This is a genomic window from Nocardioides maradonensis (assembly GCF_054777115.1).
This window is the reverse complement of sequence record NZ_BAAHAZ010000023.1, coordinates 42610-62987: the sequence shown is the minus strand read 5'-3', so window position 1 is coordinate 62987 and position 20378 is coordinate 42610. Positions and strand designations below refer to the sequence as shown.

18 protein-coding genes and 1 pseudogene are annotated in these 20378 nt (G+C 71.5%); 10 read left to right on the top strand and 9 right to left on the bottom strand.

Annotated features, from left to right (window positions below; genetic code table 11):
- Positions 1-95: 95 nt before the first annotated feature.
- The 4 genes and pseudogenes from ACYVAQ_RS21445 to ACYVAQ_RS21430 form a co-directional block, all read left to right on the top strand.
- Positions 96-1859, top strand: a pseudogene (locus tag ACYVAQ_RS21445) (acetolactate synthase large subunit); the annotation flags it as partial.
- 11 nt (positions 1860-1870) lie between these two features.
- Complete coding sequence (gene ilvN, locus ACYVAQ_RS21440; RefSeq protein WP_460792589.1) at positions 1871-2407, top strand: acetolactate synthase small subunit; 537 nt, start codon at positions 1871-1873, stop codon at positions 2405-2407.
- 42 nt (positions 2408-2449) lie between these two features.
- Positions 2450-3475 carry a ketol-acid reductoisomerase gene (gene ilvC / locus ACYVAQ_RS21435; protein WP_460792588.1) on the top strand — a complete coding sequence of 342 codons (1026 nt, stop codon included), beginning with the start codon at positions 2450-2452 and terminating at the stop codon, positions 3473-3475.
- Positions 3476-3536: 61 nt separating this feature from the next.
- Positions 3537-4250: a DsbA family oxidoreductase gene (locus ACYVAQ_RS21430; protein WP_460792587.1), complete on the top strand. Its 714-nt coding sequence runs from the start codon at positions 3537-3539 to the stop codon at positions 4248-4250.
- A gap of 42 nt (positions 4251-4292) precedes the next feature.
- Here ACYVAQ_RS21430 and ACYVAQ_RS21425 read toward each other — a convergent pair whose 3' ends face one another.
- The 7 genes from ACYVAQ_RS21425 to ACYVAQ_RS21395 all read right to left on the bottom strand — a co-directional run bounded on the left by ACYVAQ_RS21425 (position 4293) and on the right by ACYVAQ_RS21395 (position 10034).
- Positions 4293-4853, bottom strand: coding sequence for a hypothetical protein (locus tag ACYVAQ_RS21425; protein ID WP_460792586.1), 561 nt, complete (start codon positions 4851-4853; stop codon positions 4293-4295).
- Positions 4850-6130: a DUF58 domain-containing protein gene (locus ACYVAQ_RS21420; protein ID WP_460792585.1), complete on the bottom strand. Its 1281-nt coding sequence runs from the start codon at positions 6128-6130 to the stop codon at positions 4850-4852. The genes ACYVAQ_RS21425 and ACYVAQ_RS21420 overlap by 4 nt, the downstream gene beginning before the upstream one ends.
- A gap of 3 nt (positions 6131-6133) precedes the next feature.
- Positions 6134-7099 carry an AAA family ATPase gene (locus tag ACYVAQ_RS21415; protein ID WP_460792584.1) on the bottom strand — a complete coding sequence of 322 codons (966 nt, stop codon included), beginning with the start codon at positions 7097-7099 and terminating at the stop codon, positions 6134-6136.
- The gene (locus tag ACYVAQ_RS21410; protein WP_460792583.1) at positions 7096-7458 is read right to left on the bottom strand and encodes a hypothetical protein; all 363 of its coding nucleotides are present in this window, start codon (positions 7456-7458) and stop codon (positions 7096-7098) included. Before ACYVAQ_RS21410 ends, ACYVAQ_RS21415 begins: the two co-directional genes overlap by 4 nt.
- Positions 7455-8168, bottom strand: a complete 714-nt coding sequence (locus tag ACYVAQ_RS21405; protein ID WP_460792582.1) for a DUF4129 domain-containing protein — start codon at positions 8166-8168, stop codon at positions 7455-7457. Before ACYVAQ_RS21405 ends, ACYVAQ_RS21410 begins: the two co-directional genes overlap by 4 nt.
- Before the next feature lie 121 nt (positions 8169-8289).
- The gene (locus ACYVAQ_RS21400; RefSeq protein ID WP_460792581.1) at positions 8290-9108 is read right to left on the bottom strand and encodes an ABC transporter permease subunit; all 819 of its coding nucleotides are present in this window, start codon (positions 9106-9108) and stop codon (positions 8290-8292) included.
- On the bottom strand, positions 9105-10034 hold the full coding sequence (locus ACYVAQ_RS21395; protein WP_460792579.1) for an ABC transporter ATP-binding protein: 930 nt from the start codon (positions 10032-10034) through the stop codon (positions 9105-9107). Before ACYVAQ_RS21395 ends, ACYVAQ_RS21400 begins: the two co-directional genes overlap by 4 nt.
- Positions 10035-10196: 162 nt before the next feature.
- On the opposite strand from ACYVAQ_RS21395, the gene efeU reads away from it, so the two are divergent.
- The 4 genes from efeU (at position 10197) to serA (ending at position 15712) form a co-directional block, all read left to right on the top strand.
- Complete coding sequence (gene efeU / locus ACYVAQ_RS21390) at positions 10197-11465, top strand: iron uptake transporter permease EfeU (protein ID WP_460792578.1); 1269 nt, start codon at positions 10197-10199, stop codon at positions 11463-11465.
- Positions 11446-12654: an iron uptake system protein EfeO gene (efeO, locus tag ACYVAQ_RS21385; RefSeq protein WP_460792577.1), complete on the top strand. Its 1209-nt coding sequence runs from the start codon at positions 11446-11448 to the stop codon at positions 12652-12654. The genes efeU and efeO overlap by 20 nt, the downstream gene beginning before the upstream one ends.
- Positions 12655-12758: 104 nt before the next feature.
- Positions 12759-14009, top strand: a complete 1251-nt coding sequence (gene efeB / locus ACYVAQ_RS21380) for an iron uptake transporter deferrochelatase/peroxidase subunit (RefSeq protein WP_460792575.1) — start codon at positions 12759-12761, stop codon at positions 14007-14009.
- 110 nt (positions 14010-14119) lie between these two features.
- Entirely contained in the window at positions 14120-15712 is a 1593-nt protein-coding gene (gene serA, locus ACYVAQ_RS21375; RefSeq protein ID WP_460792574.1) for a phosphoglycerate dehydrogenase, read from the top strand.
- 125 nt (positions 15713-15837) lie between these two features.
- Here serA and yczR read toward each other — a convergent pair whose 3' ends face one another.
- The gene (yczR, locus tag ACYVAQ_RS21370) at positions 15838-17286 is read right to left on the bottom strand and encodes a MocR-like transcription factor YczR (RefSeq protein ID WP_460792573.1); all 1449 of its coding nucleotides are present in this window, start codon (positions 17284-17286) and stop codon (positions 15838-15840) included.
- Positions 17287-17347: 61 nt separating this feature from the next.
- Between yczR and yczE the strand changes: the two genes are divergently transcribed.
- A complete protein-coding gene (gene yczE, locus ACYVAQ_RS21365) occupies positions 17348-18001 on the top strand; it encodes a membrane protein YczE (RefSeq protein WP_460792572.1) in 654 nt (217 codons plus the stop codon).
- A 210-nt stretch (positions 18002-18211) separates the two neighbouring features.
- On the opposite strand, the gene ACYVAQ_RS21360 is transcribed toward yczE, so the two are convergent.
- Entirely contained in the window at positions 18212-18970 is a 759-nt protein-coding gene (locus ACYVAQ_RS21360; protein ID WP_460792571.1) for a hypothetical protein, read from the bottom strand.
- A 148-nt stretch (positions 18971-19118) separates the two neighbouring features.
- On the opposite strand from ACYVAQ_RS21360, the gene ACYVAQ_RS21355 reads away from it, so the two are divergent.
- Positions 19119-20366 (top strand): toxic anion resistance protein, encoded by a 1248-nt coding sequence (locus ACYVAQ_RS21355; RefSeq protein WP_460792570.1) that lies wholly within the window; start codon positions 19119-19121, stop codon positions 20364-20366.
- Positions 20367-20378 lie beyond the last annotated feature (12 nt).

The following is a 20378-nucleotide window of genomic DNA, read 5'->3' as shown; positions in this document are numbered from 1 at the left end:
CCGACTGATCCCCAGTCAGTGCGTCCACCCCTCGTTGCCTCGCAACCGAGGGGTTTTTTGTTGAGTACGACGATCCACGACACCGAAGGAAACATGCGATGAGCGAGCAGCAGGGCTCGGGCGGCACGATCACCGGAGCACAGAGCCTGGTCCGGTCGCTCGAGGCGGCGGGGGTCACGGACATCTTCGGCATCCCGGGCGGCGCGATCCTCCCGGCGTACGACCCGCTGATGGACTCCTCGATCCGCCACATCCTGGTGCGCCACGAGCAGGGCGCGGGCCACGCCGCCGAGGGCTACGCCTCGGCCAGCGGTCGCGTCGGCGTGTGCATGGCGACCTCCGGCCCCGGTGCGACCAACCTGGTCACCCCGATCGCCGACGCCTACATGGACTCGGTGCCGATGGTCGCGCTGACCGGCCAGGTGGCCGAGTCGCTGATCGGCACCGACGCCTTCCAGGAGGCGGACATCCGCGGCATCACCATGCCGATCACCAAGCACAACTTCCTCGTCACCGACGCCGACGAGATCCCGGTGCGGATCGCCGAGGCGTTCCACCTCGCCTCCACCGGCCGCCCCGGTCCGGTGCTCGTCGACGTCGCCAAGTCGGCGCTGACCGCGTCGACCACCTTCCAGTGGCCGTCGGAGATCGTGCTCCCCGGCTACCGCCCGGTGACCCGCCCGCACGCCAAGCAGATCCGCGAGGCCGCCCGCCTGATCGCGGCCGCGCGCAAGCCGGTCCTGTACGTCGGCGGCGGCACGATCCGCTCGCGCGCCCACCGCGAGCTGCGTGAGCTCGCCGAGCTCACCGGCATCCCGGTGGTCACCACGCTGATGGCCCGCGGCGCGTTCCCGGACAGCCACCCGCAGCACCTCGGCATGCCCGGCATGCACGGCACGGTCGCCGCGGTGGCCGCGCTGCAGAAGAGCGACCTGATCATCAGCCTGGGTGCGCGCTTCGACGACCGCGTCACCGGCGACCTGTCCAGCTTCGCCCCTGGCGCGCTGGTCATCCACGCCGACATCGACCCGGCCGAGATCGGCAAGAACCGGTTCGCCGACGTCCCGATCGTGGGCGACATCAAGGAGGTCCTCACCGACCTGCTGGTGCTGCTGCGGACCGAGGGCACCCAGGGCGACTACGAGGGTTGGGTCGAGTTCTGCGCGGGCATCAAGAAGCGCTACCCGCTGGGCTACGACACCCCGGAGACCGGCCTGGCGCCGCAGTACGTCATCGAGCGGCTCGGCGCGATCTCCGGCCCGGACACGATCTTCGCGGCCGGCGTGGGCCAGCACCAGATGTGGGCCGCCCAGTTCATCGGCTACGAGAACCCCAACACCTGGCTGAACTCCGGTGGCGCCGGCACCATGGGCTACTCCGTGCCCGCCGCCATGGGCGCGAAGGTCGCCTGCCCCGACAGCACGGTGTGGTCCATCGACGGCGACGGCTGCTTCCAGATGACCAACCAGGAGCTCGCCACCTGCGCGATCAACGACATCCCGATCAAGGTCGCCGTCATCAACAACGACAACCTCGGCATGGTCCGGCAGTGGCAGACGCTGTTCTACAACGAGCGCTACTCCAACACCGACCTGCAGAAGCACACGCGCCCGGCGCGCATCCCGGACTTCCCGAAGCTCGCGGAGGCCTACGGCTGCGTGGGCCTGTCGTGCGAGAGCGCCGACGACGTCGACGCGACGATCCAGAAGGCCATGGAGATCAACGACGTGCCGGTGGTCGTGGACTTCCGGGTCCACAAGGACGCCATGGTGTGGCCGATGATCGCGGGTGGCGCCAGCAACGACGCCATCCAGTACGCGCGCGACCTCGCACCGAAGTTCGACCAGGACGACCTGTAGGGGATATCCAGATGGCCAAGCACACCCTGTCCGTCCTCGTCGAGGACCAGCCCGGCGTCCTGACCCGGATCGCGGCCCTGTTCAGCCGCCGCGGGTTCAACATCGAGTCGCTCGCTGTCGGCCCGACCGAGAACGACGGCATCTCGCGGATGACCATCGTCGTCAACGTCGAGGGCTCGCCGCTCGAGCAGGTGACCAAGCAGCTCAACAAGCTCGTCGAGGTCATCAAGATCGTCGAGCTCGAGCACGACTCCTCGGTCACGCGCGAGCTGGTCATGGTCAAGGTCGGCGCGACCACCGACAGCCGCAGCGAGATCCTCGACATCGTGCAGCTGTTCCGGGCGAAGGTCATCGACGTCGCCGCCGACGCCGTCACCATCCAGATCGTCGGCAACGCCGGCAAGATCGCCGACTTCCTGCGCGTGCTGGAGCCGTTCGGCATCCGTGAGCTCGTCCAGAGCGGCATGGTCGCCATCGGCCGCGGCTCGCGGTCGATCTCCGAGCGCAGCAAGCCGGTCGGCGTACCCGTTCCTCCCGCAGCTTCCTGAACCACTCGATCAACGAAAAAACAATCAGAAGGAGAAGCCCCAGTGGCTGAGATCTACTACGACGACGACGCCGACCTGAGCCTGATCCAGGGCAAGCACGTCGCGGTCATCGGCTACGGCAGCCAGGGCCACGCCCACGCGCTGAACCTGCGCGACTCCGGTGTCGACGTCCGCGTCGGCCTGCGCCCGGGCTCCAAGAGCATCGCGAAGGCGGAGGAGGAGGGCCTCAAGGTCCTGCCCGTCGCCGAGGCGGTCGAGGAGGCGGACGTCATCGTCATCCTCGCGCCCGACCAGTTCCAGCGCACCATCTACGCCGAGGAGATCGCGCCGCACCTCGCCGCCGGCGACACCCTGGTCTTCGGCCACGGCTTCAACATCCGCTTCGGCTACATCCAGCCGCCCGAGGGTGTCGACGTGATCATGGTCGCCCCGAAGGCCCCGGGCCACACGGTGCGTCGTGAGTACGTCGCCGGCCGCGGCATCCCGGACATCATCGCCGTCGAGCAGGACGCGTCCGGCCAGGCCTGGGAGCTCGCGAAGTCCTACGCCAAGGGCATCGGCGGCACCCGCGCCGGCGTCATCAAGACCACCTTCACCGAGGAGACCGAGACCGACCTGTTCGGTGAGCAGGCCGTCCTCTGCGGTGGCGTCTCGCACCTGGTCCAGGCCGGTTTCGAGACCCTGACCGAGGCCGGCTACCAGCCGGAGATCGCCTACTTCGAGGTCCTCCACGAGCTCAAGCTCATCGTCGACCTGATGTGGGAGGGCGGCATCGCCAAGCAGCGCTGGTCGGTGTCTGACACCGCTGAGTACGGCGACTACGTCTCCGGCCCGCGCGTCGTGACCCCCGAGGTCAAGGCGTCGATGAAGGCGATCCTGGACGACATCCAGTCCGGTGCGTTCGCCAAGCGCTTCATCGCCGACCAGGACAACGGCGGCAAGGAGTTCCTCGAGCTGCGCGAGCAGGAGGCCGCCCACCCGATCGAGAAGACCGGCCAGGCCCTCCGCGCCCACTTCGCGTGGAAGCAGCAGGACGCCGACTACACCGAAGGCTCTGCCGCTCGGTAGTGCGTCGTACCTCTCAGGGCCCGTCGGGAATGTCCCGGCGGGCCCTTCGGTTTTTGCCGGTATGCGTATCGACATCTGGTCCGACGTGGTCTGTCCCTGGTGCTACATCGGCAAGCGACGCCTGGAGAAGGCGCTCGCGGACTTCCCCCACGCCGACGACGTCGAGATCGTCTGGCACTCCTTCCAGCTCGACCCCGGTGCACCCACCGTCCCGGTCGAGACCGTGGCCCAGGCCCTGGGACGCAAGTACGGCGGCGGCGAGGCCGCCGGCCGCGACATGATCGACCGGGTCGAGGCCGTGGCTGCCGAGGAGGGCATGGTCTGGCGCCACCACAGCTCGCAGCGCGTCGGCACCGTCGATGCCCACCGGCTCCTGCACCTGGCGCTGTCGCTCGGCGGTCCGCAGCTGCAGGGTGAGCTCAAGGAGCGGCTGTTGGCGGCGTACTTCATCGACGCGGCGAATGTCGCCGACCATGACGTCCTCGCGAAGATCGCGGCCGACGCCGGGCTCGACGCGGGCCGGGTCACCGAGGTGCTGGGCAGCACCGAGTTCCTCGACGAGGTGTACGCCGACCAGCAGCAGGCCGCGGCGTACGGCGCCACCGGTGTCCCGTTCTACGTCGTCGCCAACCGGTACGGCGTCTCCGGCGCCCAGCCGGCCGAGGCGTTCACGCAGGTCCTCGAACGGGCCTGGTCCGACGCCCACCCGGGCCTCGAGATCGTCGGGGACTCGTCGGCCGAGGGCGCCTGCGGCCCCGACGGCTGCGCCATCTGACGCGAAAGAAGCCTCCGGGCCCGCCGAAAGAAGCCTCCCGGCCTAGTCGTTCGGCGGGCTGGGCTCGTCCTGGCCGAGGGCGAGCCGCGGGACCAGGGCCAGCAGCAGGAGCAGGACGCCGGCCACCGAGTCGGGGAGCAGGGCTCCGTGGCTGAGGGGGACCGGCAGCGCGACCAGGACCGCGGTGAGGGCGGCCAGGCCGAACCGGCCCGCCAGCCCGACCGCGGCCCGCGCATCCACCTCGCCACCCGGCGGGAGGGCGGCGACGACCGCGAGAGCGGCATGGAAGGCGAGGGCGGCGATGCCCGCCGGCACCGCGCAGGCCAGGGAGGCGCCGGTCTCGGGGACGAGGACGGCCCCGGCGCCGGCGTACCAGCAGAGGGCGAGGAGTCCGGCCGACGAGTCCGGCACGACCGCGGCCGCGGCGGCCAGGACCACGAAGACCACGCTCGGCCACAGCCGCTGCCCGGGTGCGGCGGCCCGTAGCGCGAGCGCCATCACGACCACCGACCCCAGCAGCACCGCCTCGGTGACGAGCGTGGTCGGGCCGATGACGAGCACGTCGTGACGGCGTACCCGCACGGCGAGGCGGAGCCCGGTCACGGCACGACCAGCCGTGGCGCGCGGGAGCGGTGCGCGAGCTCGAGCAGCACCTGGTCCAGGCTGTGCGGGCCCGTCCACGCGGTGACCGGGATGCCGAGCGAGCGCAGCCGGTCGAGCTCGACGCCGCGTTCGATGAGGCGGATCCGCAGGGCCAGCGCGGCGGGATCGGTGCCCGAGGTCGGGAGGTCCGCGGGCAGCGTGTCGACGACGACCACGTCGTGTCCCGCGCGGTGCAGGCGGGCGACCTGATGGGTGGCCACCGGCTCGACGAGCGGCGAGAGCAGCATGACCAGCGCGCCCGCGCCGAGCCCGTGCTGCGCCGCGGAGGCGGAGGTGCCGCGCGCGGTGCCCGGCTCGACGAGCGCCAGCGCGTCGAGGATCCGGCGGAGCTGGACCTGCCCGGCTCGGGCCGGCACCCGGGTCAGCTGCCAGGCACCGAACACCCGCAGGCCGACCCGATCCCCGCGGCGCAGGTAGTGCCCCGCGAGCGTCGCGGCGGCGCGCACGGTGATGTCCATGCTGCTCGGCGTACCGCTGTCGCCGTGGCTCTCGCCGATGTCGTTGAGCGCGTCGACCATGAGGACCACCCGGGCGTCGGCATCGGCGTGGGTGGCGGTCACGTGCAGCTGCCCGGAGCGCGCCGACACCCGCCAGTTGACCCGGCGCAGCCGGTCGCCGGGCACGAACCGACGCACCTTGGCGAGCTCGGAGCCGTCGCCCACCCGGCTGGCGCGCTCCATGCCGACATGCCCCTGCGGGTGCGGTGCCGGGGCGCGGCCGGTCGCCCGCTGCGGCCGGGGGAGCACGACCAGCCGCAGCCCCGGCACGGTGACCGGCTCCGTCCGCCAGGCCAGCCAGCGGTCGTGGGCGGTCACCACCGGGTCGCCGAGGGTACGTCGCCCCCACCGGTGCGCGGTCAGGCCGAGCTCGAGGACGGCCGACCCGTCGGCGTACGCACCGATCATCCGGCCGTCCGGCGGCTCGACCTCGAGGAACCGCTGCGGCGGGTGGACCCCGGTCACGAGCGCTCCCGCGGGCAGCGGGCCGACGGTCGCCGTCCACGCGACCGGTTCGTCCTCGTGCACGGTGGCCGCACCTGTCGTCGCGTCCACCGCGGGGTCCTGGCGGGGGCGTGACGAGCCCGCCGCGACCGCGGCGACGACGAGCGGGGCCGCGATCACGACCAGCTCCGGCCGCCCCGATGCCACCCCGGCGAGCGCGATCGCGGCACCGGCGACGGTCGCCCGGACCTGCGCGTGCGTCGCCCGCCAGGCCATCGGCTAGCGCTCCCGTGGGGGAGGTGTGGGCACCTGCGCCAGCACCGACGTCACGACGGTCTCGCCGGTGACGTCGCTCAGCCACAGCTCGGGCCGGATCGTCAGCCGGTGCGCGAGGGCGGCCGTGGCCACCGCCTTCACGTCCTCGGGCGTCACGAAGTCGCGCCCACCGATCAGCGCGACGGCCCGGGCGCCCAGCAGCAGCGCGAGCGCGCCGCGGGGAGAGGCACCGACCAGTGTGTCCGGGTGGGTGCGGGTCGCCGCTGCGAGGTCGACGCAGTAGCGGCCGACGCTCGGGTCGACGGTGACGTCCTCGACCGCGGCCTGCAGCTCGAGCAGGCCGTCCCGGGTGGTCACGGCCGCCACCTGCTGCGCCTCCGTACGCCGCTCGGTACGCCGCCGCAGCACCTCCCACTCCTCGTCCCTGTCCGGGTAGCCGAAGCGCACCCGCAGCAGGAACCGGTCGAGCTGGGCCTCGGGCAGCGGGAACGTGCCCTCGTACTCGATGGGATTCGCGGTCGCGAGCACGTGGAACGGCTCCGGCAGCGGGAAGGTCCGGCCCTCGACGCTGACCTGGCGCTCCTGCATCGCCTCCAGCAGCGCGGCCTGGGTCTTCGGCGGTGTCCGGTTGATCTCGTCGGCCAGCAGCAGTCCGGTGAACAGCGGGCCGGGACGGAAGTCGAACTCCGCCTCGCGCTGGTTGTAGATGAACGAGCCGGTGAGGTCGCTGGGGAGCAGGTCGGGCGTGAACTGGGCACGCGCGAAGTCGAGGCCGAGCGCCTGAGCGAAGGTGCGCGCGGCGAGCGTCTTGCCGAGCCCGGGGAAGTCCTCGAGCAGCACGTGACCGCCGGCCAGGATGCCCGCCCAGACCAGCGCGAGCGGTGCGCGCTTGCCGACGACGGCGGTCTCCACCGCGTCGAGCACCTTCGCTGCGGTCGCCGCCGCCTCGGCCGGGGCCATGCGCGTCATGGCGCGCCCAGCCCGGACTCGATGCGGTCCAGCACCTTCACCAGCTCGCGGCGGTAGCGCTCCGGGTCGGCGATGGGCGGCTGCTCGAGGAAGCGGAGCACCTCGGGGGACAGGTGGGCGCGTCCGCCCGCGAGCAGCGCGTCGGTCGCGTCGCGCAGCTCGGCGTGGGCCTCGGAGGTCGGGCCCGCCCGCAGCAGGCGGGTGAGCCGGGCGAGGCGCGGGTCGTGGGAGCGGTTGTCGTGGGCGTTCAGCGGCGCCTCGGTCGGCCAGGTCAGGGGCGCGGCCTGGGCGGACAGCCGGGCGCCGTACCGCGCGAGGGCGCCGGCCGCGACGAGCAGGCACAGCCACAGGACGATCACCCCGTCACCGCCGTACGCCGCCGGGTGAGCCGGGCCAGGCAGTCGCGGGCCGCGTCCCGCTGGGCCTCGCCGATCGGGTGCCGGGAGAAGCGCGCCTCGCGGTAGAGATCGGCGAGCTCGGCCAGGGCGTCCGGGTCGAGCTCGGCGGCCAGGGCGCGGGCGACGAACTCGGTGGGGGTGTCCTCGGGGTGCCGCGCCACCCCGGCACGGGCGGCGTGCTCCTCGAGCCGGACCCACGCCGCGACGACCGCGTTGCGCACCGACCCGCCCTCGTCGAGCTCGGCCAGGTCCTGCTCCAGGGCCGCGTCGAGCTCCTCGGGTTCGAGGCCGGGCTCGGTGCCCGCGGGCGCGAGGGGGGAGGGGCGGATCGGGTGGCGCGCCCGGCGGCGTACGAGACGGAAGCGGAGGGTGGCGACGAGCGCGGCCGCGCAGCACAGGGCGAGCAGGAGCAGGAACAGCCAGCGGAAGGCGGCGCCCACCCCGTGGCTCGCGCCCGAGCCGTGGTGTGCGGACGCCGGTGCCTGCCGGTCGACGTGCTCGCGGGCGGGTGGCTGCTGGACCTTCCCCGCGGTGCTCGACGGCCGGTCGTGGTGCAGCGTCAGGTGGATCCCGGCCAGCGGACGCAGCCCGTCGGACCCACCCGCGAACACCGCCGCGAGGGCCAGGAGGACCACGGTCGCCAGGACCGCGCCGCGCACCGGCGCACCCATGATCGAAGGCTATTGCCGAGACCCGGGTTTGTCGCGCCCGAGAACCGCCTCTGTCGCATGCGAGAGGCGGTTCTCGGCGGTGACAAACCCGGGTCTCGGCGGTGACCAACCCGGGTCTCGGCTACTTGACCTCGGAGCGCATCAGCATCCGCAGACCGAGCGCCAGCGGGACGACCAGCCAGATGACGGCCGAGACCGCGAGCTGGGCCCACTGCTGGCCGGTCACGCCGGCGTCGTACAGCGGGATGGTGGCGGAGCGGAGGTCGAACCAGGCGGCGTGGTCGCGCCACCACGGCTGGGCCGACGCGAGCGCCTCGGAGACGCCCGGCAGGACCAGGGCGTAGACGAAGTAGCCGACGACGGCGCCGGGGGAGTTGCGGAACAGCACGCCGAGCATGAAGCCCATCAGCATGCCGATCTGGTCGGCGAGGACGATCTGCGCGAGCACGCCGGTCTGGATGTCCCAGGTCGGGGTGACGCCCGCGATGCCGGCGTTGAGCAGGTTGCCCAGGGCGCCCGCGGCGAGGGCCACGACGACCGAGACGATGCCGACCGCGACGACCACGAGCAGCTTCGCGGCGATGATCCGGGCCCGGCTCGGCACCAGCGTGAAAGTGGTGAGCGCGGTGCGCTGGCCCCACTCGCTGGAGACCGACAGCGCGCCGAGCACCGGCAGGATGACAGTCGTCGGGATGCCGACGGCCTGGGCGAAGTCGCCGTAGCTGAGCGTCGCGCGGTTGCCGAACAGCATGGTCGCGCCGGTGGCGATGAGGGAGAGGATCCCGACGCCGGCCAGCAGCCAGAAGCCCGAACGGGTGTCGAACATCTTGCGCCACTCGACCTCGAGCAGACGGTTGAAGGGGATGGGGGCGGGCACCGCCCGCTCCTCGCGTACGACGGCGGGGGCCGCCGCCTCGGGGGTGATCGTGGTGGTGCTCATGCCGCCGCTCCTTCGCTGGGGCTGGACTGGTTGGTCAGGGTGTCGCGCTGGGTCTCGGCCGTGAGCGACAGGAACATCTCCTCCAGGCCGGCACCGTCGGCCGCCCGGAGCTCGGTCAGGGCGATGCCCGCCTCGAACGCGGCGCGCCCGACCGCAGCCAGCTCGCCCTCGGCGAGCACGACGCCGGCAGCACCGGGCCGTGCCTTCACGCCGGCGGTCTGCAGCGCGGCCACGAGCGCGGCCTGGTCGGCGGCGCGCACCAGCGTGCCGCCCGCGGCGAGCAGCTCGTCCTTGGTCCCTTCCGCGACGATCCGGCCGTGGCCGATCACGACGATGTCGTCGGCGATGACCTCGATCTCGTGCAGCAGGTGGCTGGAGAGGAGCACGGTGCCGCCCTGGTCGGCGAAGCCGCGCAGCAGGTCGCGCATCCAGCGGATGCCGGCCGGGTCCAGCCCGTTGGCGGGCTCGTCGAGGATGAGGACCTCGGGATCGCCGAGGAGGGCGGCCGCGATGCCGAGCCGCTGCCGCATGCCGAGGGAGTAATTGCGCACCCGACGGCCCGCCTCGTGGTCGGACAGGCTCACCCGCTCGAGCATCTCGTCGACGCGGGTCCGCGGCAGCCCCATCGTCCGGGCCGCGATGGTGAGGATCTCCCGGCCGGTGCGGCCGGCGTGCTGCGCCGACGCGTCGAGCAGCACGCCGACCTCGCGGCCCGGGTTGGGCAGCTCGGTGAAGCTGCGGCCCAGGATGGTGGCGGTGCCCGAGGTCGGCGGGGTGAGGCCGACCATGACCCGCATGGACGTGGACTTCCCGGCGCCGTTCGGGCCCAGGAAGCCGGTGACCCGGCCCGGCCGGGCCGTGAAGGTCACGTCGTCGACGGCGGTGAAGTCGCGGTAGCGCTTCGTCAGTGACTGGATCTCGATCATGTCCCGGAGTCTGCTGCGCCGACCCGTCGGCGTACCTCCGGCGTGACCCTGGGATCGACCCTGGGATCGACCCCGGGGAACCCCGGCTGGATCGGATAGGCTTGCCTAAGTTAGTGTTGCCTTGCCAAACCACGACATCCATCGGGAAGGGAGGGAGCCGACGTGCTGCCCACCTTCGTCATCGGCCTCCGCGAGGGGCTCGAGGCGGCGCTGATCGTCTCGATCATCGCCACCTTCCTGCGGCGCAACGGCGGCTCGATGCGCGGCATGTGGATCGGCGTCCTCGCCGGCGTGCTGCTCAGCATCGGCGTCGGCATCGGCCTCGACCTGCTCGAGAAGAGCCTGCCGCAGGCCGAGCAGGAGGCGCTGGAGACCGTCATCGGCCTCGTCGCGGTCGTCATGGTCACCGGGATGATCGTGTGGATGCGCCACCACGCGCGCCACCTGAAGTCCGAGCTCGAGACCGCCGCCGCCGACGCGCTGGCCTCCGGCACGACCACGGCCCTCGCGGTGATGGCCTTCCTCGCTGTCCTGCGTGAGGGCTTCGAGACCGCGGTCTTCCTGCTCGCCACCTTCGAGCACGCCTCGAGCGCCCCCACGGCGGTCCTGGGCGCGGTGCTCGGCATCGTGGTCGCGGTCGTCCTCGGCTACCTCATCTTCGCCGGCGGCGTCCGGCTCAACCTGCAGAAGTTCTTCTCCTCCACCGGGATCTTCCTGGTCTTCGTGGCCGCCGGACTGGTCATCTTCGCCGCCCGCACCGCCCACGAGGCCGGCTGGCTCAACATCGGCCAGGGTCGCACCGTCGACCTGTCCTGGCTCGCGCCCAACGGCTCGATCCGCGCCGCGCTGTTCACCGGCGTGCTCGGCATCCAGCCCGACCCGCGCGTCGTCGAGGTGCTCGCCTGGACCTGTTACCTGATCCCGATGCTGGTGCTGATGTACCTGCCCGCCCGTTGGCGCCCCCAGGGTGCGCTCGCGCAGCGGCTGCGGTACGCCGGCGCCGCCCTCCTGACTGTCGTCGCGGCCGGGTTCTCGGTGCTGATCCCGGCCGCGGCGACGCCCCGCGCGGACCTGCCCGCGACCGTGGACCTCGCGACGCTGGTGACCTACAACGACGGCCGCGTGCCCGTGGGGCTCAGCACGCAGACCGCTCCGGGGCCCTACGCGGCCACGTGGACGGGCCGCGGCGGGTCGTCGTACGTCCTGACGATCACGGGCGGCGGCCTGACCGTGCCGCGCACCTACACCGTCGACGTTCCCACCCCGGCCTCGACCGACCCCGGCAACAACCGCCCGCTCTGGCGGCGCTGGTTCCCCCTGGCCCTCCTCCTCGCCGCAGCCGCCCTGCTCGGGCAGGCCGTGCGCCGGCGTACCTCCGTCACCACTCCGAAGGAAGACACCGAGAACCATGATGTCCCGATCAACGCGTAACGCGCTGGCCGCCTCCGTCGCCGCCCTGTCCCTCGCCTCACTGGCCGCCTGCGGCACCAAGGAGACGACGGCGACCGCCTCGAGCAAGGGCGCCACCCAGGTCGCGGTGACGATGGTCGCGGGCAGCAACGGCGACGACTGTCAGTACGACGCCACCACGGTGCCCGCCGGTCCGGTGACCTTCACCATCACGAACCAGAGCGCGACCGGCATCACCGAGTTCGAGGTCCTCGACGGTGAGCGGATCATCGGCGAGAAGGAGAACGTGATCACCGGGCTCCCGGCCGCGAAGCTCACCCTCACCCTGGGCGGCGGCAGCTACACGCTGTACTGCCCCGCGGCCGTCACCGAGAAGACCGACCTCAAGGTGACCGGCGAGGCCGCCGCGTCCCCGACCGGGGGCACCGCCCAGCTCCTGCAGCAGGGGGCCGACGAGTACGGCGAGTACGTCGTCACCCAGCTCGACGGCATGGTCGTCGCGGTCCAGAACCTGCAGAAGGCAGTGGCCTCCGGGAACCTCGCCGCCGCGCAGAAGGCGTACGCCGAGGCGCGACCGTTCTACGAGAAGGTCGAGTCCGACATCGAGGGATTCGTGCTGCCCGGCGGCGACCCGACCGACCCGGCCTCCAGCCTCGACTACCTCATCGACATGCGGCAGAGCAGCCTCGACCCGAAGCTCGGCTGGTCCGGCTTCCACGCCATCGAGCGCGACGTCTTCGGGTCGAGGAAGATCACCGCCGCGACCAAGAAGTACGCCGTCGACCTGGTCACCAACGTGAAGACCCTCGCCGGCGTGGCGAAGAAGCTGACCTACAAGCCGGAGGACCTCGCCAACGGCGCGGCCGGCCTGCTCGAGGAGGTCCAGTCCAACAAGATCACCGGCGAGGAGGAGGCCTTCAGCCACACCGACCTGGCCGACATCGCCGACAACATCGAGGGCGCGCAGCAGGCCTTCGAGGCGCTCCGGCCCGGTCTGGTCGAGCTCGACCCGGGCCTCGTCGACACCATCGCCAAGCGCTTCGCCGCGGTCGACAAGCTGATCAAGGGCTACGAGGACCCGAGCCAGGTCGGCGGCTACGAGCTGTGGACCCCCGCGCTGCGCAAGAAGGACGCGTCCAAGGTGAGCCAGCCGGTCCAGGCCCTCGCCGACGCGCTGTCGGGTCTCGCCGAGAAGGTGGCGACGGCTTGAGCGGCAGCGTGTCGGGAGGCGGCGCCGGCGGAATCCGAACGGACGCGCCCAACGGATCTGTGCCAGCCGCCGGAGACGCCGGAGACACGCTCGCTCGAAGAAGCGTGAGCGGGCTCTCCCGACGCACGCTCTTCGCCGGCGCCGGGGGTGGCCTCGCCCTCGGCGCGGCGGCGGGGTACGGCGTCGCCTCGGCCACCGAGCCCGACGCCGGCGACTCGGGCAACGTGATCGACCTCGACCGGTCCTTCGCGTTCTACGCCCCGGCCGCAGGCGGCCACCAGGCCGGCATCGAGACGCCCCCGCAGCGGCACAGCGTGCTGATGACCTTCGACATCGTCGACGGCACCACGCGGACCGACCTGCAGGTGCTCTTCGCCAGGTGGTCGTCGGCCATCGCGCAGCTGATGCAGGGCAAGCCGGTCGGCAGCGTGCAGCCCGACCGGCCCGGCGCCGTACCGGACGACACGGGGGAGGCCTACGACCTCGCGGCCGCCGGCCTCACCGTCACCTTCGGCCTCGGCCCGGGCGTCTTCGACGACCGGTTCGGCCTGGCCGGCAAGAGACCCGCGAAGCTGAAGGAGCTGCCCGCGCTGCCGAGCGACACCCTCGAGCCCGCGCTGTCGGGCGGCGACCTCATGCTGCAGGCGTGTGCCGACGACCCGCAGGTCGCGTACCACGCGATCCGCGACCTGGCCCGGATGGCACGGGGCACGGCCCACACCCGCTGGACGGTCATGGGCTTCGGCCGTGCCTCGGCCGGTGCCGGGCAGTCGACACCGCGCAACCTGCAGGGCTTCAAGGACGGCACCCGCAACATCAAGGAGAGCAGCGACCTCGACGAGTTCGTGTGGCTCTCCGACGGCGACGACGTCGAGTGGATGACCGGGGGCGCCTACATGGTCAGCCGCAAGATCCGGATGGACATCGAGACCTGGGACGCCGACGACGTCGCCAACCAGCAGCAGGTGATCGGCCGCTCCAAGATCGAGGGCGCTCCATTGAGCGGCGCGCACGAGTTCGACACGCCGGACTTCGCGGCGACCGGCGCCGACGGCAAGCCGACGATCGACGCGACCTCGCACGTCGCGCTCGCGGCCCACGAGAACAACAACGGGCTGCGCATCCTGCGCCGCGGCTACAACTACACCGACGGCCTCAACGACCTCGGCCTGCTCGACGCGGGGCTGCTGTTCATCGGCTTCATGAAGGACCCGCAGCAGTTCATCACGCTGCAGGAGAAGCTGGGGCGGTCCGACCAGCTCAACGAGTACATCGCGCACATCGGGTCGGCGCTGTTCGCCGTACCTCCAGCGCCACGGCAGGGGAGCTACCTGGCAGCGGCCCTCTTCGCCTGATCTGCCCACCCTGTGTCACACGTTCGTAACGTGGGGGCGAGAGTTGGTAGCGTGTGAACCTGCACAGCGCCGTGCGGTTCGAACCATCCCGTACGTAACGAGGTTTCGCTGTGACTGCTCGTCCCATCGTCCTGATCGCCGAAGAGCTCAGCCCCGCCACGATCGAGGCGCTCGGCCCGGACTTCGAGATCCGCCACTGCAACGGCGCCGACCGCGCCGAGCTGCTCCCGGCTATCGCCGACGTCGACGCGATCCTGGTCCGCTCCGCGACCAAGGTCGACGCCGAGGCGCTCGCCGCCGCCAAGCGGCTCAAGGTCGTGGCGCGTGCCGGCGTCGGCCTGGACAACGTCGACGTGAAGGCGGCCACCCAGGCCGGCGTGATGGTCGTGAACGCCCCGACCTCCAACATCGTCTCGGCCGCCGAGCTCGCCATCGCGCTGATGCTCGCCGCCGCCCGCAACATCTCGCCCGCGCACGCGGCACTGCGCAACGGCGAGTGGGCCCGCTCGAAGTACAGCGGCATCGAGCTGTTCGAGAAGACCCTCGGCATCGTGGGCCTCGGCCGGATCGGCGTGCTCGTGGCGCAGCGCCTCCAGGCCTTCGGCATGGACGTCATCGCCTACGACCCCTACGTGCAGCCGGGCCGCGCCGCCCAGCTCGGCATCCGGATGGTCGACCTCGACACCCTGATGGCCGAGGCCGACTTCCTCACGGTGCACCTGCCGAAGACCCCCGAGACCGTGGGCCTGATCGGCGAGGACGCGCTGTCCAAGGCCAAGCCGTCGCTCGTGGTCGTCAACGCCGCCCGCGGTGGCATCGTCGACGAGGACGCGCTCTACAACGCGCTCAAGGAGGGCCGCATCGCCGGCGCCGGCCTCGACGTGTTCGCCAAGGAGCCGTGCACCGACAGCCCGCTGTTCGAGTTCGACAACGTGGTCGCGGTGCCGCACCTGGGCGCCTCGACCGACGAGGCCCAGGAGAAGGCCGGTGTCGCCGTCGCCAAGTCGGTCCGCCTGGCGCTCGCCGGCGAGCTGGTCCCCGACGCCGTCAACGTCCAGGGCGGCGTCATCGCCGAGGACGTCCGGCCGGGCATCGGCCTGACCGAGCGTCTCGGCCAGATCTTCACCGGCGTGGCGGGCGAGGTCGCCCAGCAGCTCGACGTCGAGGTCCGCGGCGAGATCACCGCCCACGACGTCAAGGTGCTCGAGCTGGCCGCCCTCAAGGGCGTCTTCACCAGCGTCGTCGAGGACCAGGTCTCCTACGTCAACGCGCCGTTGCTCGCGGCCGAGCGTGGCCTCGCGGTCCGCCTGGTCACCGAGCCGGAGAGCCCCGACCACCGCAACCTGATCACGCTGCGCGGCACCCTCGCCGACGGCGCGCAGGTGTCGGTCTCGGGCACCCTGGTCGGCATCCAGCGCCGCGAGCGCATCGTCGAGGTCAACGGCTACGACATCGACATCGAGCCCACCGACCACCTGGCGTTCTTCACCTACGACGACCGCCCGGGCATGGTCGGCACCGTCGGCCAGGTGCTGGGCGCGGCCGGCGTGAACATCGCCAGCATGCAGGTCTCCCGCGACACCAAGGGCGGCCACGCCCTGGTGGCCCTCTCGGTCGACTCCGAGATCGCCGCGGACACGCTGTCGGAGATCGCGCAGGCGATCGACGCCACCTCGATCCACGCGGTCGACCTGGTCGACTGATTCGATGGCGCGAGCGCGTCGCCGCTGATCGACGCATCCCGGCGATGCGTCGGCGGCGCCGCGCTGCGGCGCACGCCGTCGAGTCGGTCGGTGGTTCCGTCGGTCTGGCGGCAAGACCGGCGTGGTCAGGCGACCATCACGCCGCCCGGACGTTCGCGTCCGGGCGGCGTCGTCGTTCCTGCCTCGACCTCGGCCCAGGCCGCGGCGATCCGGCGCACGGCCTCCTCCAGCTGCTCGGCGGACACCGCGAAGGGCAGGCGGACCCACCGGTCCAGACCGCCCTCCGGGGCGAAGGCCGGACCGGGGGCGAGCAGGACGCCGTGCCGCTCGGCGGCGGCCGCGAGGGCGGCGGCCCCCGGCCGCGGCAGCCGGCACCACAGCACCATCCCGCCGTCGGGGCGGCGGTAGGTCCACTCCGGCAGGTACGCCGCCAGGGCGGCCATCAGCGCATCGCGCTGCGCCACCAGACGGGCCCGGTGCGCGTCGAGCAGTGCCGTGTCACCGAGCAGCCGGACCAGCACCAGCTGCTCCAGCACGGGAGCGCCGAGGTCCAGCCCCACCCGCGCCCGGGTGAGCGCGTCGACCCGGTCGAGCGGCGAGCGGATCCAGCCCAGCCGCAGCCCGCCCCAGATCGCCTTGCTGGCGCTCCCGAGGCTGATCGCATCGGGAGCGTAGGAGGCGAACGGTCGCTTCGGAGGCTGCCCGTCGAGCAGCAGCTCGTGGTGCGCCTCGTCGACCACGGCGACACCGCCGTGCAGCCGCAGCAGCCGTGCGTACGCCGCCCGCGTCCGCTCCGGCATCACCAGCCCGGTCGGGTTGTGCAGGTCCGGCATCAGGTGCACGAGCCGCGGCCGGTGCCGGGTGAGCACGGCCTCGACATCCCCCAGGTCCCAGCCGGAGGGCTCGAGCGGGATCGTCACGAGCCGGCCTCCGCCGGTGCGCAGCGCCTCGACGGCGTTGGGGTACGTCGGCGACTCGACCAGCACCTTGTCCCGCGGCCCGGCCAGGGCCGCACCCACGACGGCCGTCGCCGCCAGCGCGCCCGCCGTGACGATGACCTGCTCAGGGCGGGTGGGCAGCCCGCGGGCGTCGTACGTCGCCGCGATGGCGCTCTGCAGCGCCGGCAGCCCGGCCGGGTAGTACCCGTGACCGCCGAGGTACGCCGGCAGGTCGGCCGCCGCCTCGGCGTACGCCGCCGCGATGCCGGGCGGGGCGGTGGCCGCCGCGCAGATCAGGTCGATCACGCCGTCGATCGCGGAGCCGTCGGTGCCGGGGGAGAGCGCGCGGTCGGTGGCCCGCCGCGGCCCGTCCGGGAGCCGGGTGAAGGTGCCGGCGCCCTGCCGCGCCTCGGCGTAGCCCGACTCCCGGAGGAGCTCGTAGGCCCGCGTGACGGTCGTGCGCGACACCCCGAGCACCTCGGTCAGGGACCGTTCGCTGGGCAGCCGGGTGCCGTAGGCGATCCGGCCGTCGCCGATCAGCTCGCGCAGGGCGTCGGCGAGGCCGACGTACGCGGGGGAGCGGGAGAACCCGTCGACGAGAGCAGCGAGCCGGGTGGCTGAAGTGGTCTGCTTCATAGAGGCCAGTGAACCACGATTGGCTATTTCAGAACAGTCCAATCACGAGCACCATGGAGACATGTCCCCGACGCCCCTCGCCGCCCTCGGCCCGATGGCCCAGCTCCGCGCCGGCCGGCTCGGCCGCCGCCTCCCGCAGCTCCTCGTCGGCCTGTGGATCTACGGCCTGAGCATGGCGATGATGATCCGGTCCCACCTCGGCCTGGACCCGTGGGACGTCTTCCACTCCGGCATCGTCGCGCGCGTGCCGGTGTCCTTCGGCACCGTCGTCATCGTGGTCGGCGCGCTGGTCCTGCTGCTGTGGATCCCGCTGCGGCAGGCGCCCGGGCTCGGCACGATCGCGAACGTGGTCGTCATCGGCGTCGCCACCGACGCCAGCCTCGCCATGATCGACGCCCCGCACGGCGTGGTCGCCCGCGGTGCCCTCCTGATCGGCGGCATCGTCCTCAACGGGCTCGCCGGTGCCCTCTACATCGGTGCCCAGCTCGGCCCGGGCCCCCGTGACGGGCTGATGACCGGCATCGTCCGCCGGACCGGCTGGCCGATCCGCGTCGTCCGCACGTCCCTGGAGGTCACGGTGCTGGCCGTCGGCTTCCTGATGGGCGGCACGATCGGCCTCGGCACGGTCCTGTACGCCGTGCTCATCGGCCCGATCGTGCACGAGCTCCTGCCGCTGGCGACTGTCGGCCTCACGCCTGAGGCGACGTCCGGGTAAGTGAGCTCACGATCGCCCGCATGGTCAGGTCTGCTGGACCGTCGGCGGCGAAGATGGCGAGCAACTCGCCTTTCTGGCCGGTTCGGGCGAGTCGATCACAGCGCCTGCATAGTGTCCACATCTCTTGCACGCGAAGTTTCCGGTGGTCGGGGACTTGATATCTGAACTCAGGCTCGTAGTTGGAGCAGATGTCGCACGTGTCGAAGACGGTCACGTTGGCCCCGCTCCGGTGGCGGGCGCCAAGTGCCACTCCTTGCCGTGATACTTCCCCTTCCAGATGTCCCACCCTCTGAACTTCATCGGCTTGGCGTATCGCGACCTGCACGGCATTCCTCCGCCGCCGCAGTCGAACACGACATCAACCTTGAGGAGCGGGAATTTGGTCAACCGCGGATGCTTCCAGCCGAACGAGCGATTGAAACTCGTGCTGGTCATGGACGTCCCAGAGACGTAACCAACGTAGAGTCGTGTGGTTCCGCGGCCCATCGCCGAGGCGTCCTGATAGGAGCAAAGGCGATGAGGTGCCTTCGGTATTCGCATGCCGCAGTCGAGCGTCACATACACCCAACCGTTGATCGGGTTGATGCCGTTGGAGCCGTCGTATTGCCGCTTGGTCTGAACGGTCAGCTTCCAACGAGTCGAGTCGCCGCCGAACAGCTGTTCCCGAATGCGGGCTTGGATCCCGTAGTAGGTGCAGATGCCCGCGTCATCGCAGTTCTCGGTGGTGACGAAGTCCCAGCCCGACTCGTAGGTGTACCTGGTTCGCTTGCCAAACCCCTCGCGCAACCAGTAGCCGGACGGAACGGCGTAGGTTTCGGCTTTCGAGGTGGACGTGCTCGCCGCGGCGACGGTGACGGCGGGAACCGTCAGGGCGGACACGGAGATCACCACGAGGATCGCCACCGTTCCGCAGTTGCCGAGCTTGTGCCGCAGGAGCCTGAACGTGCCGCGTGTGCGCGCGAGTGCCACAGGTCCATCTCCTCCGAGTAGTTCGACAGCCTGGCGTCACTTTCGCCGTGGGCCACGGCGATGTCAAGGTCGCCATCGGCCGGGTGAGGTCGATGGATCGGATCCGATATCGGGTTCGAACCTGGCGCCGCTGGATAGTCTCAGCAGCATGACGACAGACGGCGCCACCGCTGCAGCACCCGAGCCCACCCCGCTGGCTCCGCCGGACCCGGTGATCCAGCTGACCGCGCCCGAGGCGCCGGCCGTCGTCATCGAGACCCAGGCGCCGAAGATGGCGCCCCAGGTCGACCCGGCCATGGCACCCGAGCTCGACGCGAAGGTCGACGGCTTCCTGGCCTCCCTCGACGCCGCCAAGGTCGGCAGCCCCGAGTTCGCCAAGCAGGCCGAGGGCGTGCGCACCATGGGCGACGCCGACATCCGGCGCGCCGCCGAGACGTCGAACCGGATGCTGGACAAGCCGGTCACGGCGCTCAAGCAGGGCGGCATCGCGCAGGGCTCCGACGTCGGCAAGACGCTGATCGCGCTGCGTCGTACGGTCGAGGACCTGGACCCCTCCCAGGCGCGGGGAGCCCGGAAGTTCTGGGAGATGATGCCCTGGAACGACAAGGTCGAGGACTACTTCCGCAAGTACCAGTCCTCCCAGGACCAGCTCAACGGGATCCTCCACCACCTGCGCGCCGGGCAGGACGAGCTGACCAAGGACAACGTCGCCCTCAACCTGGAGAAGACCAACCTCTGGGCGGTCATGGGCCGGCTCAACCAGTACATCTACGTGGCCGAGCGGCTCGACGCGAAGCTGTCGGCGAAGATCGCGCAGCTCGAGCTGAGCGACCCGGAGGCCGCCAAGACCCTCAGCCAGGACGTGCTGTTCTACGTCCGGCAGAAGCACCAGGACCTGCTCACCCAGCTCGCCGTCTCGATCCAGGCGTACCTGGCGATCGACATCATCATCAAGAACAACGTCGAGCTCATCAAGGGCGTCGACCGTGCGTCCACGACCACGATCTCCGCGCTGCGGACCGCGGTGATCGTGGCGCAGGCGCTGGGCAACCAGAAGCTGGTGCTCGACCAGATCACCGCGCTGAACACGACGACGTCGAACATGATCCAGAGCACCTCGGAGATGCTGCGCGACAACTCCGCGAAGATCCAGGAGCAGGCGGCGTCGGCCACGATCGGCATGGAGCAGCTGCAGGCCGCGTTCCAGAACATCTACGCGACGATGGACTCCATCGACTCCTTCAAGCTCAAGGCGCTCGACACCATGTCGACCACCATCGGCGTGCTCGAGACCGAGGTCGCCAAGTCGAAGGCCTACCTGGACCGCGTCCAGCAGCAGGACCAGCGCAACGCCGCCGGCGCGCTCGACATCGCCGACCCCAGCCGGCCCGCCTGAGCCTGAGCCAGG

Coding starts and splice junctions, on each gene's coding strand:
- ilvN (WP_460792589.1), top strand. CDS start 1,871: ATGGCCAAGCACACCCTGTCCGTCCTCGTCGAGGACCAGCCCGGCGTC.
- ACYVAQ_RS21430 (WP_460792587.1), top strand. CDS start 3,537: ATGCGTATCGACATCTGGTCCGACGTGGTCTGTCCCTGGTGCTACATC.
- ACYVAQ_RS21420 (WP_460792585.1), bottom strand. CDS start 6,130: ATGGCCTGGCGGGCGACGCACGCGCAGGTCCGGGCGACCGTCGCCGGT.
- ACYVAQ_RS21415 (WP_460792584.1), bottom strand. CDS start 7,099: ATGACGCGCATGGCCCCGGCCGAGGCGGCGGCGACCGCAGCGAAGGTG.
- ACYVAQ_RS21405 (WP_460792582.1), bottom strand. CDS start 8,168: ATGGGTGCGCCGGTGCGCGGCGCGGTCCTGGCGACCGTGGTCCTCCTG.
- ACYVAQ_RS21400 (WP_460792581.1), bottom strand. CDS start 9,108: ATGAGCACCACCACGATCACCCCCGAGGCGGCGGCCCCCGCCGTCGTA.
- ACYVAQ_RS21395 (WP_460792579.1), bottom strand. CDS start 10,034: ATGATCGAGATCCAGTCACTGACGAAGCGCTACCGCGACTTCACCGCC.
- efeO (WP_460792577.1), top strand. CDS start 11,446: ATGTCCCGATCAACGCGTAACGCGCTGGCCGCCTCCGTCGCCGCCCTG.
- yczR (WP_460792573.1), bottom strand. CDS start 17,286: ATGAAGCAGACCACTTCAGCCACCCGGCTCGCTGCTCTCGTCGACGGG.
- yczE (WP_460792572.1), top strand. CDS start 17,348: ATGTCCCCGACGCCCCTCGCCGCCCTCGGCCCGATGGCCCAGCTCCGC.
- ACYVAQ_RS21355 (WP_460792570.1), top strand. CDS start 19,119: ATGACGACAGACGGCGCCACCGCTGCAGCACCCGAGCCCACCCCGCTG.